Origin of the sequence: Pedobacter cryotolerans (assembly GCF_005116475.1) — a bacterium.
In the GTDB taxonomy this organism is placed as follows: domain Bacteria; phylum Bacteroidota; class Bacteroidia; order Sphingobacteriales; family Sphingobacteriaceae; genus Pedobacter; species Pedobacter cryotolerans.
Window position 1 is genome coordinate 384,496 of record NZ_SWBO01000001.1, and the last position, 17,148, is coordinate 401,643.

General features: G+C 34.2%; 15 protein-coding genes. 6 read left to right on the forward strand and 9 right to left on the reverse strand.

Annotated elements, in window-relative coordinates; all coding sequences use genetic code 11:
* Positions 1–26 precede the first annotated feature (26 nt).
* Positions 27–2,324 carry a helix-turn-helix domain-containing protein gene (locus FA045_RS01775; protein ID WP_136873821.1) on the forward strand — a complete coding sequence of 766 codons (2,298 nt, stop codon included), beginning with the start codon at positions 27–29 and terminating at the stop codon, positions 2,322–2,324.
* 447 nt (positions 2,325–2,771) lie between these two features.
* On the opposite strand, the gene dapF is transcribed toward FA045_RS01775, so the two are convergent.
* On the reverse strand, positions 2,772–3,554 hold the full coding sequence (gene dapF, locus FA045_RS01780; RefSeq protein WP_136874394.1) for a diaminopimelate epimerase: 783 nt from the start codon (positions 3,552–3,554) through the stop codon (positions 2,772–2,774).
* Between the two features lie 197 nt (positions 3,555–3,751).
* Between dapF and FA045_RS01785 the strand changes: the two genes are divergently transcribed.
* From FA045_RS01785 to FA045_RS01800, 4 genes are all read left to right on the forward strand, one after another.
* Entirely contained in the window at positions 3,752–5,299 is a 1,548-nt protein-coding gene (locus tag FA045_RS01785; RefSeq protein ID WP_136873823.1) for a trypsin-like peptidase domain-containing protein, read from the forward strand.
* 219 nt (positions 5,300–5,518) lie between these two features.
* Entirely contained in the window at positions 5,519–6,193 is a 675-nt protein-coding gene (locus FA045_RS01790) for a succinate dehydrogenase cytochrome b subunit (RefSeq protein WP_136873825.1), read from the forward strand.
* 109 nt (positions 6,194–6,302) lie between these two features.
* A complete protein-coding gene (locus tag FA045_RS01795; protein ID WP_136873827.1) occupies positions 6,303–8,282 on the forward strand; it encodes a fumarate reductase/succinate dehydrogenase flavoprotein subunit in 1,980 nt (659 codons plus the stop codon).
* 90 nt (positions 8,283–8,372) lie between these two features.
* Positions 8,373–9,143: a succinate dehydrogenase/fumarate reductase iron-sulfur subunit gene (locus FA045_RS01800; RefSeq protein WP_136874396.1), complete on the forward strand. Its 771-nt coding sequence runs from the start codon at positions 8,373–8,375 to the stop codon at positions 9,141–9,143.
* A 179-nt stretch (positions 9,144–9,322) separates the two neighbouring features.
* On the opposite strand, the gene FA045_RS01805 is transcribed toward FA045_RS01800, so the two are convergent.
* The 5 genes from FA045_RS01805 to FA045_RS01825 form a co-directional block, all read right to left on the reverse strand.
* On the reverse strand, positions 9,323–10,132 hold the full coding sequence (locus FA045_RS01805) for an energy transducer TonB (protein WP_136873829.1): 810 nt from the start codon (positions 10,130–10,132) through the stop codon (positions 9,323–9,325).
* 66 nt (positions 10,133–10,198) lie between these two features.
* Positions 10,199–10,630 (reverse strand): energy transducer TonB, encoded by a 432-nt coding sequence (locus FA045_RS01810; RefSeq protein ID WP_136873831.1) that lies wholly within the window; start codon positions 10,628–10,630, stop codon positions 10,199–10,201.
* A 10-nt stretch (positions 10,631–10,640) separates the two neighbouring features.
* Entirely contained in the window at positions 10,641–11,174 is a 534-nt protein-coding gene (locus FA045_RS01815; protein ID WP_136873833.1) for a TonB-dependent receptor plug domain-containing protein, read from the reverse strand.
* 10 nt (positions 11,175–11,184) lie between these two features.
* Positions 11,185–13,173: a TonB family protein gene (locus FA045_RS01820; RefSeq protein WP_136873835.1), complete on the reverse strand. Its 1,989-nt coding sequence runs from the start codon at positions 13,171–13,173 to the stop codon at positions 11,185–11,187.
* Positions 13,170–13,547, reverse strand: coding sequence for a BlaI/MecI/CopY family transcriptional regulator (locus FA045_RS01825; protein ID WP_136873837.1), 378 nt, complete (start codon positions 13,545–13,547; stop codon positions 13,170–13,172). The genes FA045_RS01820 and FA045_RS01825 overlap by 4 nt, the downstream gene beginning before the upstream one ends.
* Positions 13,548–13,706: 159 nt before the next feature.
* Here FA045_RS01825 and FA045_RS01830 point away from each other — a divergent pair, with 159 nt between their 5' ends.
* Entirely contained in the window at positions 13,707–15,107 is a 1,401-nt protein-coding gene (locus FA045_RS01830) for an MBL fold metallo-hydrolase RNA specificity domain-containing protein (protein ID WP_136873839.1), read from the forward strand.
* A gap of 6 nt (positions 15,108–15,113) precedes the next feature.
* Here the strand turns inward: FA045_RS01830 and FA045_RS01835 are convergent, their stop codons facing one another.
* The 3 genes from FA045_RS01835 to FA045_RS18790 are packed head-to-tail and all read right to left on the reverse strand — an operon-like array spanning position 15,114 to position 17,121.
* On the reverse strand, positions 15,114–15,758 hold the full coding sequence (locus tag FA045_RS01835) for a response regulator transcription factor (RefSeq protein WP_225871239.1): 645 nt from the start codon (positions 15,756–15,758) through the stop codon (positions 15,114–15,116).
* Entirely contained in the window at positions 15,758–16,549 is a 792-nt protein-coding gene (locus FA045_RS01840) for a sensor histidine kinase (RefSeq protein ID WP_136873841.1), read from the reverse strand. The genes FA045_RS01835 and FA045_RS01840 overlap by 1 nt, the downstream gene beginning before the upstream one ends.
* Positions 16,507–17,121 (reverse strand): hypothetical protein, encoded by a 615-nt coding sequence (locus tag FA045_RS18790; protein WP_169304999.1) that lies wholly within the window; start codon positions 17,119–17,121, stop codon positions 16,507–16,509. Before FA045_RS18790 ends, FA045_RS01840 begins: the two co-directional genes overlap by 43 nt.
* Positions 17,122–17,148: the final 27 nt, after the last annotated feature.

The following is a 17,148-nucleotide window of genomic DNA, read 5'->3' on the forward strand; positions in this document are numbered from 1 at the left end:
TTGTACCACCTGTGATTAAATCTAAAATGTTACAAACTGAAGAAACCTCTCAACCTGCCCAACTCGCTGCTAAGTTTATCAATTTAACTTCGCGGCATATTTTTTTAACTGGCAAGGCAGGTACTGGCAAAACTACATTTTTAAGAAACCTTATCTCGCTAACTCACAAAAAGGCTGTAATTGTGGCGCCAACTGGCATAGCAGCTATAAATGCTGCTGGAGTTACCATTCATTCTCTTTTTCAACTGCCGTTTGGTACTTTTTTGCCAAAAGTTTTGCCAACAGGCGATGTAAAAGAGTATCAGCATTACAATACACCAAAGTCAATTATCAGACATTTAAGCATGAATGCAACCAAAAGACGCATTTTGCTAGATTTAGAATTGCTGATTATTGATGAAGTGAGTATGCTTAGAGCTGATTTGTTGGATGCAATAGATACCGTTTTGCGCTACATTAGAAAAAGCAATACAAATTTTGGGGGTGTACAATTACTTTTTATTGGCGATTTACATCAGCTGCCGCCAGTAGTTAAAAACGATGAATGGAATTTGCTAAGTGCCATTTATAAAAGTGCATTTTTCTTTGATGCGATTGCGTTAGAGAAAAATCCGCCGGTGTATATCGAGTTAGAAAAAATTTACCGCCAAGCCGACGAGACCTTTATCCATCTGTTAAATAACTTAAGAAATAATCAGGTTACTGAGCAAGATATCGCTTTGCTAAAAACATTTTATAAAGAAAATTACAAGCCAATTTTAACTGATAATTATATTACATTAACTACTCACAACCATAAGGCAGATACACTTAATAAAAAAAGTTTAGATGAATTGCAAGGAAAATCTTATTTCTACAAAGCAGTTATTGATAAAGAATTTGCAGAAAGTGCTTTTCCAGCAGAAAAAAATTTAGAACTTAAAGTTGGTGCACAGGTAATGTTCATTAAAAACGATCCTACTGGTGAGCAGCGTTTTTTTAATGGCAAAATAGCAGTAGTAAAAAAATTGAGTGATGAAGCCATTGAAGTATTGCCCGATGGCGCAAAATATACCCTCACTTTAGAAAATTATACTTGGAAAAACATAAAGTATACTGCTAATAAAACTACTAACGAAATAGAAGAACAAGTAATTGGAACATTTACTCAATTTCCGCTAAAGCTAGCTTGGGCAATTACGGTTCATAAAAGCCAGGGTTTAACATTTGATAAAGCAATTGTTGATATTGGCGATGCTTTTGCACCTGGACAAATTTACGTTGCGCTTTCTCGTTTAAGGTCGATGAACGGTTTAATTTTAACTTCCTTAATATCGAATAGGGGAATTAGGCAAGATCAAAATGTTACTTTTTTCGCTCGTACAAAAGAATTACAAGAAGATTTGTCGGTACAAATTAAAAAAGAGAGTGATGCTTTTTTAAAACATTCGTTGTTGCAAAGCTTTAATTTTACAGTGCTCGATAATTACGTTTATGAACATGTTTTTAGCTACACCAAAGACGAAAAAAGATCTACCAAACAAACGCATTTGCCTTGGGCAGTAAAGCTGCAGCAAGATTTAATGGCACTAAAAGTAAATGCAGATAAATTTTTAAAGCAAATAGAACGCTTATTTGTAGCAGATCATGCTGAAAGTTTAGCTCTATTGTTAGAAAGAACCACAGCAGCAGAGAATTATTTTAACCCACAATTGCAAGCCATAAGCGATGCTATTTTTGAGTTGATTGAAGTGGTTAAAACTCAAAAACAAACCAAAGAATTTTTGGCAGAGCTAATAGATATGGAGGTAATGTTTTTTGAGCAGTTTAAAAAGATTAAAAAAGCCAAAGCGATGCTCGAAGCTGCAAACCAGCAGCGTGAGTTAACTAAAGAAGAAGTAATGGCACTGTACACGAGCGCTAAACGAGAAGAGCAAATTAAAACTGCTTATACATTAGCTAATAAAGAGGAGTTTAAGCCACCAGGCGAAGATATCTATAGCAGAATTAGAGCAGCTAAAAACGATAAAACACTTAAAGTACCCAAAGAAGATACCAAAGAAATTACGCTTAACCTGTTTAAAGAAGGTAAAAATATAACCCAAATTGCCGCAGAGCGAAAAATGACCATTGGCACTATAGAAGGGCATTTAGCATTTTTTGTAGCCAAACAAGAAATTAAAGCATCAGACATCGTACCTGCTAATCGCTTAAAAGAAATTATGCAAACAATTGCCAAACTAAAATCTGTAAAGCTAAACGAGGTTAGAGATGCATTAGGTAAAAGTTATGGTTTTGGTGAGATAAAAATTGGTATAGCAGCTCATTTGGCTGAGGGGAATTAACAGATAATCGTCATTGCTGAGCATCGCGAAGCAATCTTTAATGTAAAAAATCACTTTAATAAAACGTGATGAGGTTGTGTGATAAATCATTTTTTTAATCTAACCAATTTTAGTTTTATAGACTGTCACGCTGAGCGTAGTCGAAGCGCAAAAAAGGTAGGTGTTGTCGTTGCTAAACGAAATCTTAGACAACCTGAGGATGACAATTTTATACCCTGAGTTGGATAATTTCTCAAGGAATTAATCGCTATAATACGTCTATTTTTCTTAGGGTAGTCATGCTGATCCGATAGCTATCGGATTTATTTCAGCATCTATTTAATATGAAAGACCCTGACCTGTAGTGAAGCGGAAAGCTATGCAGTAAAATATATTCAGGGTGACGAACAAGCTAGCCCAAAACCTGGTTAAGCCTTCAAAACCAATGTTTAATTATCGGACCCAGGTTTAAAGTACAATTTCTCCCTCAAAAACTTTCTCTGCTGGGCCACATAAAAATACATTGGTAAATATATCGCCATCATAATCAAAGTTGATTTGCAATTTACCACCCAAAACCTCAACAGGAGTTTCGATATAACCTGGTTGTTTTTTTTGTGCCAGTGCCATAGCCACTGCTGTTACACCGGTGCCACATGCAAAAGTTTCATCTTCAACACCACGTTCAAAAGTGCGTACAAATAAATGATCTCCTTTATCTTCTACAAAATTTACATTAATTCCTGCTGCTTTATAAGTGTCATTGTTTCTAATTTCTTTGCCCGCACTAAATACATCTAGCTTTGCTAAATCTTTTACTTCTTTAACGTAATGTGGTGAGCCTGTATTCAATACAAACGCATCATCGTCTTTGCTAATAGCATCAACGTCAATCATTTGTAATTCTACCCAATTTCCTTTTGCTGTAATTTTGGCATAATGAGGTCCATCAACTGCCAAAAAATTAGTTTCGCTGTCAATAATTCCCAAATGTTTGGCAAAAGCAACAATACATCTTCCCCCGTTACCACACATGCTGCCTAAATTGCCATCTGCATTGTAGTAAACCATCTCAAAATCAAAATCATCATGTTGCTTCAACAGCATTAAACCATCTGCTCCAATACCAAATCTACGGTCGCAAAGCTGCGCTACAATGCTATTATCAAGGTTTTTCAGTTCGCTATCACGATGATCTATTAAAATAAAATCATTGCCAGCACCTTGGTATTTAGAGAAATTAATAATCATCATATTTATAATTTTGGCAAATCGAATTAAATTTTTAAAAACTTAAATAAATTGCAAAGATAGATTTAACATTTTTTAACACACAATTAGATGTATTTAGTATACAAATATCGTTTATATGGTATTAAATTTGAATAAAGATTAGAAAAATAAAATTTGAGAAAAAGCTACTTTTACTTAAAAACAACAAATAAAACATGAAAAAAATAGGATTAATAGTGTTAGCTGCATTTTTAGGAGGTGCGGTTGCAATTGGCGCTTATAAACTATTAGAGCGTAATAGTGATGGATATACTTTGGAAGAGAAGCAGAATATGTTGTTTGCCAATAATCCATTAAAGATATCATCAGCTGGGTCGGTAGATTTTGTTCAGGCTGCAGCGGCGGTTTCTCCGGCTGTAGTGCATATTAAAACAACTTATGGCGGCAAATCATCAGACGAAGTATCTGGAGGAAATAGCATGGAAGATATGTTTGAGCAGTTTTTTAGAGGCGGCGGTGGTAGAAGACAAAACGTACCTAGAGCAGCATCTGGATCTGGTGTAATTTTAACGCCAGATGGTTACATTGTTACCAACAACCATGTGGTAGATAATGCAGATAAAATTGAAGTTGTTTTATCGAATAAACGTAAAGTAATTGCAAAAGTAATTGGTAAAGATGCCAATACAGATTTAGCCTTAATTAAGGTTGATATGAATGATTTGCCTTTCGTTAAAATGGGTAATTCAGATAATGTTCAAATTGGCGAGTGGGTTTTGGCCGTTGGTTTCCCTTTAGATTTACAAACTACAGTTACTGCAGGTATTGTAAGTGCAAAATCTCGTAAAATTGGTATTTTAGATAGAAACCAAAGTCAACAACCTACCAGAGAAGAGTATGAAGAATACCAAAGAACAGGTGTATTGCCAGATCGCCCTGCAAGTTCTTCAATCGAATCATTTATCCAAACTGATGCAGCAATTAACAGAGGTAACAGTGGCGGCGCCTTAGTAAACGCAAATGGAGAATTAATTGGTATAAACGCAGCCATCGCTTCGCAAAGCGGAATGAATGAAGGTTATGGTTTCGCAATTCCAGTTAACTTAGCTAAAAAGATTTTAGAAGATTTTAAAGAATTTGGCGAAGTTAAACGTGGTTACATTGGTGTAAGTTTTCAGGCTTTAGATGCTGATGTAGCTGAAAAATTAAATGTAAAAGATATCAACGGTTTATATGTAAACAGTGTAATACCAAATGGCGGAGCTGCGGCTGCAGGCATTAAAGAAGGTGATATTATTAAAAAAATTGGTGGTGTTGAAATCTATGATGCACCAGATTTGCAAGAAAAAGTAGGTCGTATGCGTCCTGGAGATAAAGTTGCCTTAACAGTTTTAACCAAAGAAGGGGCTACTAAAAATTTAAACGTTACTTTAAAACCAGAGAGTAATGTGGCATTAGCCTCTACTCCTGCTAAATCTACAGGTGCTAATGTAAATAAATTAGGCGCTAGTTTTGCTCCAGCCACCTCAGCTATTAAATCTAAATTTAGAGTGGCAAATGGTGTTGTGGTAACCAATGTATTGCCTAACAAACTTTTTTACAATGTAGATATTGCTAAAGGAACCTTAATTACAAAAATTAATGGCAAAGCAGTTAATAGCGCTGCCGACGTAGAAAAAGCACTACCTACTTCTACAGATGGAAATATTAAAATTGAAGGTGTAACTGAAAACGGTTCGTTTACTATTATAAACGGTAATTAAGCCAGTTTTTTTACCAGAAGGGGATCATTATTGGTCCCCTTTTTTTATGCAAAAAAATACTGAAATTAGTATTTTTACATTTAGGCTTAACTTTAATTACATCGTGTTTTTTTAGAATGTTTCTAAATAGATTATTTCTTTCGTTTTTGTTGGTCGCACTTCTTATCTAAATCTTATTTTAAATACTTTTGTACCAACTGAATAAAAAAAATAAAGCTAATGGGTAGTATTGCAAATGCTTTTTCCTCATCAATTGGAAAAAAATTAATAATGGGGCTTACAGGCCTTTTTCTAATCTCTTTTTTAGTAGTACACTGTTTTTTAAACTGTTTTGTGTTTATACCAGATGGTGGCTTAATGTTTAACACTGGAGCACATTTTATGGCTACTAACTGGTTAATTAGAGCAATGGAGGTTGTTTTAATGGCAGGTTTGTTATTGCACATTGTACAAGGAGCTCGCTTAACTTTCCAAAATCAAGCAGCCAGACCAGTAAAATATGCATACCACGATGGGCAATCTAACAGTAAATGGTATTCTCGTTCTATGGGTTTATTAGGTACTTTATTGTTAATCTTTTTAGTTGTTCACTTATCTCAATTTTGGACAGTTTCTCGTTTCACAGGTATTCCATCTAATGATGCGAATGGCCATGAAGATCTTTATGCAGTAATGAAAGAGACATTCTCTAATGTTGGATGGGTAATCTTGTACGTATTATCAATGATTTCATTGGCTTACCATTTATTACATGGTTTTGCATCTACTTTTCAAACCATGGGTTGGAACCATAAAAAGTATACGCCAATTATTAAAGCCATTGGTGTAGGTTTTTCTATCCTTATTCCATTGTTGTTTGCAGCCATGCCAGTTTGGATCTATTTAGGCCTTTAGAATAGAATGATAAAATGGTAGAATTACAGAATAGGAGAATTGCAAATTATTCAATCATTCAAAATTCAATCATTCAAAATTAAATATTGAACGAATAAAGCTATATATAATGTCAGCATTAAATTCAAATATACCAGAGGGAGATTTAACCAATAAATGGACGAAATTTAAATCGTCTGTGCCTTTGGTAAACCCATCTAATAAAAGAAGTATAGAAGTAATTGTAGTAGGTTCTGGTTTGGCGGGTGCATCTGCAGCGGCAACATTAGCAGAAATGGGCTACAAAGTAAAATGCTTCTGTTTTCAAGATTCGCCTCGTAGAGCTCACTCAATTGCTGCTCAAGGTGGTATCAATGCCGCAAAAAATTATCAAAATGATGGCGATAGTACCTATCGTTTATTTTATGATACCATTAAAGGTGGCGATTACCGTGCTCGTGAAGCGAACGTTCACCGTTTAGCAGAGGTTAGTGCAAACATCATCGATCAATGTGTGGCGCAAGGTGTGCCTTTGGCTCGTGAATATGGTGGTTTGCTTGATAACCGCTCATTTGGTGGTACACAAGTTCAACGTACGTTTTATGCAGCTGGGCAAACTGGTCAGCAGTTGTTGTTAGGTGCATACTCTGCTTTAGAACGCCAAATTGGTATGGGTAAAGTAGAAATGTTTACCCGCCACGAAATGCTTGAAGTTGTAAAAATCGACGGCAAAGCTCGTGGTATTATTGCTCGTAACTTATTAACTGGCGAGTTAGAACGTCATTTCGGCCATGCTGTAGTATTAGGAACTGGTGGTTATGGAAACGTATTCTACCTTTCAACTAATGCAATGGGAAGTAACGTAACTGCAGCGTGGAAAGCGAACAAGCAAGGTGCTTATTTTGCTAATCCTTGCTATACTCAAATTCACCCAACTTGTATTCCAGTTTCTGGAGATCATCAATCTAAATTAACCTTAATGTCTGAATCGTTACGTAACGATGGACGTATTTGGGTGCCTAAAATGAAAGATGATAACCGTAAGCCTACAGATATTCCAGAGGATGAAAGAGATTATTATTTAGAACGTAGATATCCTGCTTTTGGTAACTTGGTACCACGTGATGTGGCCTCTCGTGCTGCAAAAGAAAGATGTGATGCAGGTTATGGTGTGGGAGCATCTAAATTAGCAGTTTACTTAGATTTTAAAGCCAATACTGAACGTTACGGAAGAATTGAAGCTTCTAAAGCTGGTATTGCTAATCCTGATAAGGAAACTTGTATGCGTTTAGGAACTGCCGTAGTAAAAGAAAAATACGGAAACCTTTTCGATATGTATGCGCAAATTACTGGTGAAAATCCGTACGAAACGCCAATGCGTATTTATCCAGCAGTACACTATACCATGGGTGGTTTGTGGGTAGATTATAATTTGATGACAACCGTTCCTGGCTTGTATTGTACTGGTGAGGCAAATTTCTCTGATCATGGTGCAAACCGTTTAGGTGCATCGGCATTAATGCAAGGTTTAGCAGATGGTTATTTTGTTCTTCCTTACACTATCGGAGCATATTTATCGAACGAAATTTCGGTTAAGGCTATCCCAACAGATCATCCAGCATTTGCTGAAGCAGAAGCAAGAGCAAAAGGTATTTTAGATACTTTGATTAACATTAAAGGAACTAAATCTGTAGATCATTTCCATAAGAGATTAGGTTTAATTATGTGGGATAAATGCGGAATGGCTCGAAGTGAAGAAGGTTTAAAATGGGCAGTAGCAGAAATTCAAAAATTGAAGAAAGAGTTTTGGAGTGATGTTCGTGTACCAGGCACAGCTGATGAATATAACACTGAATTAGAAAAAGCAGGTAGAGTTGCAGATTTTATTGAGTTAGGCGAATTGATGTGTTTAGATGCATTAAACCGTAATGAAAGCTGCGGCGGTCACTTCCGTGAAGAGTACCAAACCGAAGAAGGCGAGGCTTTACGTGATGATGAAAACTATGCTTACGTTGCCGCTTGGGAGAATAAAGGCGATGGAACATTCGAGCTTCATAAAGAGGAATTGAAATTCGAAAATATTAAAATAGCACAAAGAAGTTATAAATAAGATGTGAGATTGGAGATGTGAGATATGAGATTGGGTGTTCCTGATCTATGGTCTCAAATCTCAAATCTAATGTCTCAAATCTCTATAGAAATGAGTATAGGAAATATGAACTTAACGCTAAAAGTTTGGCGTCAGAAAAACACAAAAGACACAGGTAAAATGGTTGACTATAAAGTAGCCAATATTTCTCCTGATATGTCTTTTTTAGAAATGTTTGATGTTTTAAACGAAGATTTAATTACTAAGGGAGACGATCCGATTGTATTTGATCATGATTGTCGCGAAGGAATTTGCGGAATGTGTTCAATGTTTATCAACGGACGCCCACATGGACCAAAAGATGCAGTAACTACTTGTCAGTTGCACATGCGTTCTTTTAAAGATGGTGATACCATTGTTGTAGAACCATGGAGAGCAAAGGCTTTTCCGGTAATTAAAGATTTAACTGTAGATAGATCGGCTTTTGACAGGGTTATTGCAGCAGGAGGATTTATTTCGGTAAATACAGGTAATGCACAAGATGCAAACGCTTTGCCAATACCTAAAGCACAAGCCGATTCAGCATTCGAGGCAGCAGCTTGTATTGGCTGTGGTGCTTGTGTGGCAACTTGTAAAAATGCATCAGCTATGCTGTTTGTTTCTGCTAAAATTTCGCAATTGGCATTGTTACCACAAGGGCAACCAGAAAGATATAAGCGTGTGCAAAATATGGTAGCGCAAATGGATGCCGAAGGTTTTGGTAACTGTACAAATACTGGTGCTTGCGAAGCTGAGTGTCCAAAAGGAATTTCTTTAGAGAATATTGCTCGTATGAATAGAGACTATTATTCGGCTAAATTTGTAAGCGAAGAAGAAGGATAATTCAGTTATCAGTTGGCAGTTTTGAGTTAATAACCAAACTTACAAACGTTTAACTAAAAATTAATTTGTTTTAATACGATTAATTTACTAGATTTAAATATCGAGACAAAGGAGACTACAAAACTAAAACCCCGGCCATTTGGCTGGGGTTTTTCTGTTGTTTGGGAGTATTAACCGGTTTAGTTTTTTGGGTTAGATTTAGTTAAAGAAAAGTGAACAGGACTATTGTATTTAACCCTTACAGGCTTTTCATTGTAACTTCCTGGCTTCCATTTCGGACTGGAAAGTAAAACCCTTACTGCTTCTTCATCCGTGCCGTAACCTAGCTTTTTATCTACTTTAACATCGCTAACAGTGCCATCTTTTTCTACAATAAATGAGAGAAATACATTTCCTTCAATTTTATTTTCTTTAGCCAATGCAGGATATTTTATGTTAGACATCATATAGTTATACAATTCACGAATTCCACCAGGATAAACGGGAGGATGATCTAGTGAAACAAAATTGTAAACAGCATTTTCACCTTTGTTATCAACGCCTGGTATTTCAGCAAACGTTGGTGTTTTAGGGTTTGGTTTTCTACCAGGTATAGCGAACCTAATTGGCAAGTTATATTTAACTCTTACAGTTTTTCCATGTTGTATACCTGGGTTCCATCTTTTACTTAATTTTAGTACGCGAACTGCTTCTTCATCAGTTCCACCACCCAATTTCTTTTCAACCTTAACATCATTTATCGCACCATCCTTTTCTATAGTAAAAGATACAAATACATTACCTTGTATATTTTCGTCTTTTGCTAGTTTTGGATATTTGATATGCTCTCCTAAAAACTTGTAAAAGTTTGCCATGCCACCTGGATAGCTTGGTGGTGTTTCCATAGCAACAAAGTTGTAAACGGTTTGATCATCTTGAGCTAGGGTATTTTTTGCGCAAAAGCCTAGCAGTAACATCGCAAATAGCGATGAATAAATTAATTTTTTCATGAAATTATTTTTTTTGATTTTAGATTTTTATCAGGTTAAATGTTAGTATTTAACTCGTTTAACTTGTTATTTTTTGCCTGCATAACCTACAATTGTTAACGCTAAAGGTGCATAATTTGTTGGCGTTTCTATGTTCAAGTTTTTAGCTTCTGTATTTGCACCCTCTAACTTAAATGTTACTTTTAATGCATATTTGCCATTTTTAAGTGATTTGTAATCGTTAAATGCCAATATTTGATTAATCACTTCTACATCGCAAGTGCCACCTAATTCATTTTCAATTTTTAATCCTTCTAATTTTCCATCGTTAACAGAAAATAAAATTTGGGTATTTCCTTGCAGTTTTTTAGCCGAAGCGGTAGAAGGATATTTAATGTTTCTACCCATGTGCATGTAAAATTTCTCTAAATCATTATTTAATGATGTTGTTGCTACACTGGTAACAAATGATGATAACAAAATAACTGCAAATATTGCGGGGAAGATTAACTTTTTCATGATTTTAAATTTAAGGTTTAATTTTGGTGGTGATGATCACTACTCCATTATTGCCACGTATGCCATATAGCGATGTTGCCTTTGCGCCACTCAATACATTAACATTAGAGATAGTATCTTGTTTAATCAGTCTAACAGCTTTTTCTTCTACAATATCTCCGTCGAGGATGTAGAGTGGTGTTTTTAATGATGTGTTGAGGCCTTTAAAATGTAAAGAAATATTGTCTTTAGTACTTAGTGGCGTTAGCTTGCCCGATTTTGTTTTGATAGAGATTACACCATCACTGCCATCTGAACCATAATTTTGGATTGCTTTATCGCCTTTAAAAATATTAATCGATTCAATATTTGCTGGATCAAGACCATTAAATGCAGCAGAACCTCTGATATATTGTTTGTTGCCATCAATAATAACTAAGGGTTCGGTACCTTTATCTGTTCCGTTTAATCTTAAAATAGTAGTTTTAGAACTGTCTGTTTGAGCAAAAGTAGATAGACTAATAATTGTGAAAACAATAACTGTAATACATCTGTAGATTTTCATAGGATTAGATTTAGTTTCTATTTAATAAAGTGAGGGATGGTTGTAATGATTTTTTGGTTGTAATGATAATCGCACCTTTATCAGCTTTTTTGCCATATAATGAAGTCGCATTGGTAGATTTTAGCACATTAATCGATTCTATGGTCTTAGAATCTAAATCTTTCATGATGCTGTATTCTTTAACTTCACCATCTAATATGACTAATGGATTGTCTTTGGGGTCGTTAAGACTTTTTAATTTAATGTTTGAAACTACATTTGCCTTGCTTTCTCTTCTTTCGGCTTCTAAAGAGAATTTAATTGGTATATTATATTTAACTCTTACTGGTTTACCATTTTGCATACCTGGATTCCAGCGTTTACTTAACTTAAGCACTCGCAAAGCTTCTTCATCTGTTCCGTATCCTAATTTTCTGTCAATTTTAATATCGGTTAAAGAACCATCCTTTTCTACCACAAAAGATACGAATACATTACCTTGTATCTCATTATCGGCAGCCATGGTTGGATATTTGATGTTTTTGCCTAAATACTCGTAAAATTTATACATGCCGCCTGGATAATTTGGCGGTATAGACATTGAAACGAAATTATAAATGGTTTGATCAGACAATTCTTCTTTTTTAGGTAAGAAGCCTGTAATAATTATATTATTTAAATCAGTATAATCTTCATTAGTTCTTACTTGCTGATTTTTCATTTCTATTTCTGAACCAACTAATTTAAAAGTAACCTTAATGCTATAATTTCCATCTAAGCCAAAATAGTCATCATAGTTTGATATAGAATTAATTACCTCTTCATCACAGCCTTCACCTAATTCGTTTTGCGGATACACGTTCATCATTTTACCAGATTTTACGGTAAAATTAACTATGGTGTTACCCTGTAGGCCAACTTTTGCAGCACTTGCTGGATATTTGATGTTATGACCCAAATGCTTGTAGAAATTATTCCATTGTGCTGATTTTTCAGTATCTTCTGCTTCTGCAACCGCATCTCCGGTAATTGGATTTTCATTAACCGTTTTAGTAATTACCTGAACACTTTGTAATGGATCTGGCGGTGTTGGGCCTAAATTTACAACGCTAAGTGGCAATGCAATGGCTTCATTTACAAACTCATTTACATTATTTAATGGGATGCTTTCTGCAACTTCTAAAATTTGTTGGTTTTTACGAATAGTAGCAGATGATAAAATTAAAGTTAGCGCAAACAAGGGTACAAATAATCCGTATTTTAAAATAGCGACTTTGTTAGAGCGTTGTTTATGCAACATGTAAATCCGCTTTTTAATCATTGATTTTGTTAAAAAACCATTGGTTAAATTATTGGGCTTAACACCAAAAGCATGGCTTAATAGCAAAAGAGAATATTGTTCTTTGTCACCCTGAAAATTAGCTGCTGCCTCATCAGCTAAATATTCGTGTATGTTTTTTACTGCTTTTTTGTAAAAGTAAATTATTGGATTAAACCAAGTGATGATTGCCAAAATTTCGAAGAAGATGACATCTAAAGTGTGTAATTGTTTAATGTGAATATCTTCATGTAAATCAACCGTTGCTCTTTCTGGCAAATGATGTGCAACTGTTTTTTTGTTTAAAAAAGAGAAAGCATCATTGTCATCAGCTTTGCTAAATAATTGGTTTACCCTAAATAATTGCAATAAAAAATGTAATAAAAATAAAAACGCACCAACTAAATAAATAATTACAATTAGTCGCCCCCAATCATATTGCTCTTGGGTTTGTGGCATAATTGCATAATTACTTACAACGTTGTTTAACTCACTTACGCTGATGTATAATTCATCGCTAACTACTTTTTTACTAAATAACTCGAAACGCAAAAAAGGTATTGCCAAAGAGAAAAATCCAGAGGCAACTAGATAAATCCTATTTAAAACAAAATAAGTTTCCTTATCTAAAAGTAGCTTGTAAAAGCAATAAAATATAACCAAGTAAATATTTACTTGTAAGAGGTAGTGCGCCCAACTCATTTCGGTTTATTTTTAAATTTGTTGATCATTTTTAAAATTTCATCTACATCGCTTACATCCAATTTTTCTTCCTTAACAAAGAATGAGAACATGCTTTCTACAGAATTTTCGAAATAGTTGCCCAATAATTTTTCGGTTGCATGGCGCTTGTATTCTTCTTTACTAATTAGCGGATAGTATTTGTGTGCTTTGCCAAATGCTTTATGGCCAATAAATCCCTTTACCTCTAAAATTCTGATGATGGTTGACACGGTATTATACGCTGGTTTAGGTTCAGGTAAATAATCCATTACTTCTTTTACAAAAGAATTTTCTAGCTGCCACACAATTTGCATGATTTGTTCTTCTGCCTTTGTTAAATCTTTAATATCCATGGTTATTGTTGTTTTTGTACAAATAGAGCATTTTAAAAAATATAGGTATTGCTCCTCACCTTCAATGATATATCTACCATAAACTTAAAACTAATATTTTAGTTTACAAAATATTTTCGTATTTATTTTCTATCATTATAAAAAATAATTAAAATACTTATGAAAATTGCCTTTCACGGCGCTGCAAGAAACGTAACTGGCAGCAAACATTTACTTACTTTAAATAATGGTATCAAAATATTATTAGACTGCGGTATGTTTCAAGGAATGGGGCAGGAAACCGATGATTTGAATGAAGAATTTGGTTTTGATGCTGCAGAAGTAGATATTTTGGTGCTTTCTCATGCACATATTGATCATAGTGGCTTAATAACCCTTTTAATTGCCAAAGGTTTTAAGGGTGTAATTTTTGGTACTCTAGCTACAAAAGAACTTTGTAGAATTTTATTGTTGGATTCTGCAAAAATACAAGCAGGAGATTTGAAATACGAAAACAAAAAAAGACAACAACGCAATCAGCCTTTGCTAAAAGCTTTATACGATGAAGATGATGTTGAGCAGGCAATGGAGTATTTTGTTGCTGTTGATTACCATAACCCGACACGTTTAACTGATGATGTAACTGTAGAATTTATTGATGCTGGACATATTATTGGTAGCGCATCGGTGCATTTAACCATAAAAGAGGATGGAAAAACTACGCATTTAAGTTTTAGTGGAGATGTTGGTCAGTATGGAGATTTATTACTTAGAGCGCCACAAGATTTTCCTCAGGCAGATTATATTTTGTTAGAATCTACCTATGGCGATAAATTACATAGAGATGCCCAACCCACAACGGAAGCCTTTCTACAAATTATTTTAAAGACTTGTGTAGAAAAAAAGGGCAAAGTAATTATACCTGCATTTAGCGTTGGCAGAACGCAAGAGTTATTATACATTTTAAACAACTTAGATTTAGAAGGCAAACTTCCAGCTATTAAAGTTTATGTAGATAGTCCATTATCGGCCAAAGCCACAAAAATTATTGAAGAACATGCCGAAGGTTACAATGATGAAGTGTTAGATATTATGAAAATTGATGATAATCCGTTTCATTTTGAAGGATTACATTATGTTGCCGATGGGGAAGAGTCTAAAGCGTTAAATAGTAAACCAGAACCTTGTATTATCATCTCAGCATCTGGCATGGCCGAAGCAGGTAGAGTGAAACATCACATCAAAAACAATATTGGTGATAGTAAAAACACAATTTTAATGGTTGGCTATTGTGAACCACGCTCATTAGGCGGACAGTTGAAAAACGGAGCTCAGGTTGTTAATATTTATGGAGACCAACATCAGGTTGTAGCAGAGGTGCAAAGCATACAATCGATGAGTGCACATGGCGATTATGAAGATTTATTAAAGTTCATGTCGTGCCAAGATCCTGCCAAGGTAAAAAAGGTGTTTTTGGTGCATGGCGAATATGATGTACAGCAAGTTTTTGCAGCAAAGCTGAAAGAAAATGGATTTAAACAGGTAGAAATTCCAGAAAGACATCAGGAATTTGAATTGTAATGCCTATTAAATTGTAATTAGACCATTTTTTATTCCATAAACAACTAAACCTGTTCTCGATTTAATATTTAGCTTAGCAAATAAAGATTCGCGATAATTATCTACCGTACGCGGACTAACATTCATTAAGAAAGCAATTTCTTTGTAGGTTAGTTCGCTACTGCAATGTTGCAAAAAAATTAACTCTTTTTCTGAAAAGATAGGTTTTGTATCTTCTTGTTTTAATGAGAATAATAGTCTTCCAGAAACCAATTCATTAACATAGAATCCTTTATTTATTGTAGTTTTAATTGCGGTAAGTAGTTCAGAGGGTTTCGATTCTTTTAATAAATATCCCCCAGCTCCGGCTTTAAGCATTCCAATAATTGCCTTTTCATCTTCAAACATGCTTAATGCAAGTACGTGAATTTGCGGATAGTTTTCTCGCATCCACTTTGTGGTAGCATAACCATCCATTAATGGCATATTAATATCCATTAAAACAAGTTTAACATTGTTTTTATTTTTTATTTTTTCTTGCAGATCAATACCATTTTTAGCTTCAAAAGCAATATTTATTTCTTCAAACTCTGATAATAGACTTGCCAAACCAGAGCGGAAAAGAGTGTGGTCATCTACAATTGCAATAGTTAAAATTTCATTTTCCATCATCAGGGATAAGGTATTGCTAAAGAAATTATTGTGCCCTCAATAGGTGTTGAATTTATCTCAATTGTACCATTTATTAAAGCTACTCTTTTAAAAATAGAACTTAGGCCCATTCCATCGGTTTTAGTTTTTACGTTTTCAATATCAAAACCAATTCCATTGTCTTTGATGGTTAAATATACTTTTTCATCTGCTATGTTCATATTAAACTCTAATTGAGTGGCTTTGGAGTGTTTTATTACATTGTTGATGATTTCTTGAAGTAAACGTAAAATGATAAGGTCTTTTTTTGGAGATGAAATATTAACGTTAATTAGTTCATTATTAACTTTTAACTTGTAATAACCTGTTTTTTGTAAACGATCTAATTCTTGCTTAATGGCATTGCCTAAACCCGTTTGTAAAATACGTTCACCATGTATTAATTTAGCGAGATCTCTCAATTCTTTAATAGAGTTATTTACTAAGCTCAGTGATTGCGAAACCTTTTTTTCGAGACGCTCTGGCTCATTTAAATTAATAGAGCTTAGTGTTAGTGCAGTTAAACTTAACAATTGCCCTATGTTGTCATGTAAATCAGAAGCTATTGTTTGCATAGTTTGTTCTTGAACTTCTATTTGCGTTTTAAGTAGCTCTGCATCAAATTTTAACTGCATAGTATGTTTTTCTTCTAAATCTCTTCTTTTTCTATTGTTAGATGTTTTAACGTAGATAAGAAGAAATAGGGGAGCCAACAAAAAGACAATTGTTGTTAGTGCAATGATGACAATAATTTCTGCTGACGTGAGTTGCATATAAAAGAATAAATCCAAATGCTGTATAACAACAAATTTAAGCCAAGCATTGTGTAAGCTAAAATGATATACGTTTTTGGAAACTGTTGGTATAATAAATGAACAAATAGATTGTAAACGGTGCTACCAAAGTAATAAAATAAAACAGCCGTTACCCACCAAAACTGAGGATTAATTTTTAGAATAATTGGATTTTTTTGTTTAACCAACAAATGAAAATAAAGCAAACTGATGATTACAAAAATTATGGAATATATATTTACACTGAGGCTATTAAATTTTAAAAAGCCATAATGGTAAACTTCGAATAGGTAAGTTCCGAAAAAGATAATTATAGGTACGTTACATATTAGGAGTGCTTTTTTGGTAAAGCATTTTAAAGCTACATATAGCCCGTAAGAGATATATGCAGCCTCGAAAATTATAAAAATATTATATAACCATGCATTATTGAGATGATAACCTTTAGACATTGAAAAGCCAATTGTTTCTATGATTACAACAATAGCCAAATAACCTTTTGTTATTTTTGAGAATAAAACATTGTTGTTTTTTAAAAGAACTAAAGCCATAATTAGGCATATTGTCTCAATAATGAT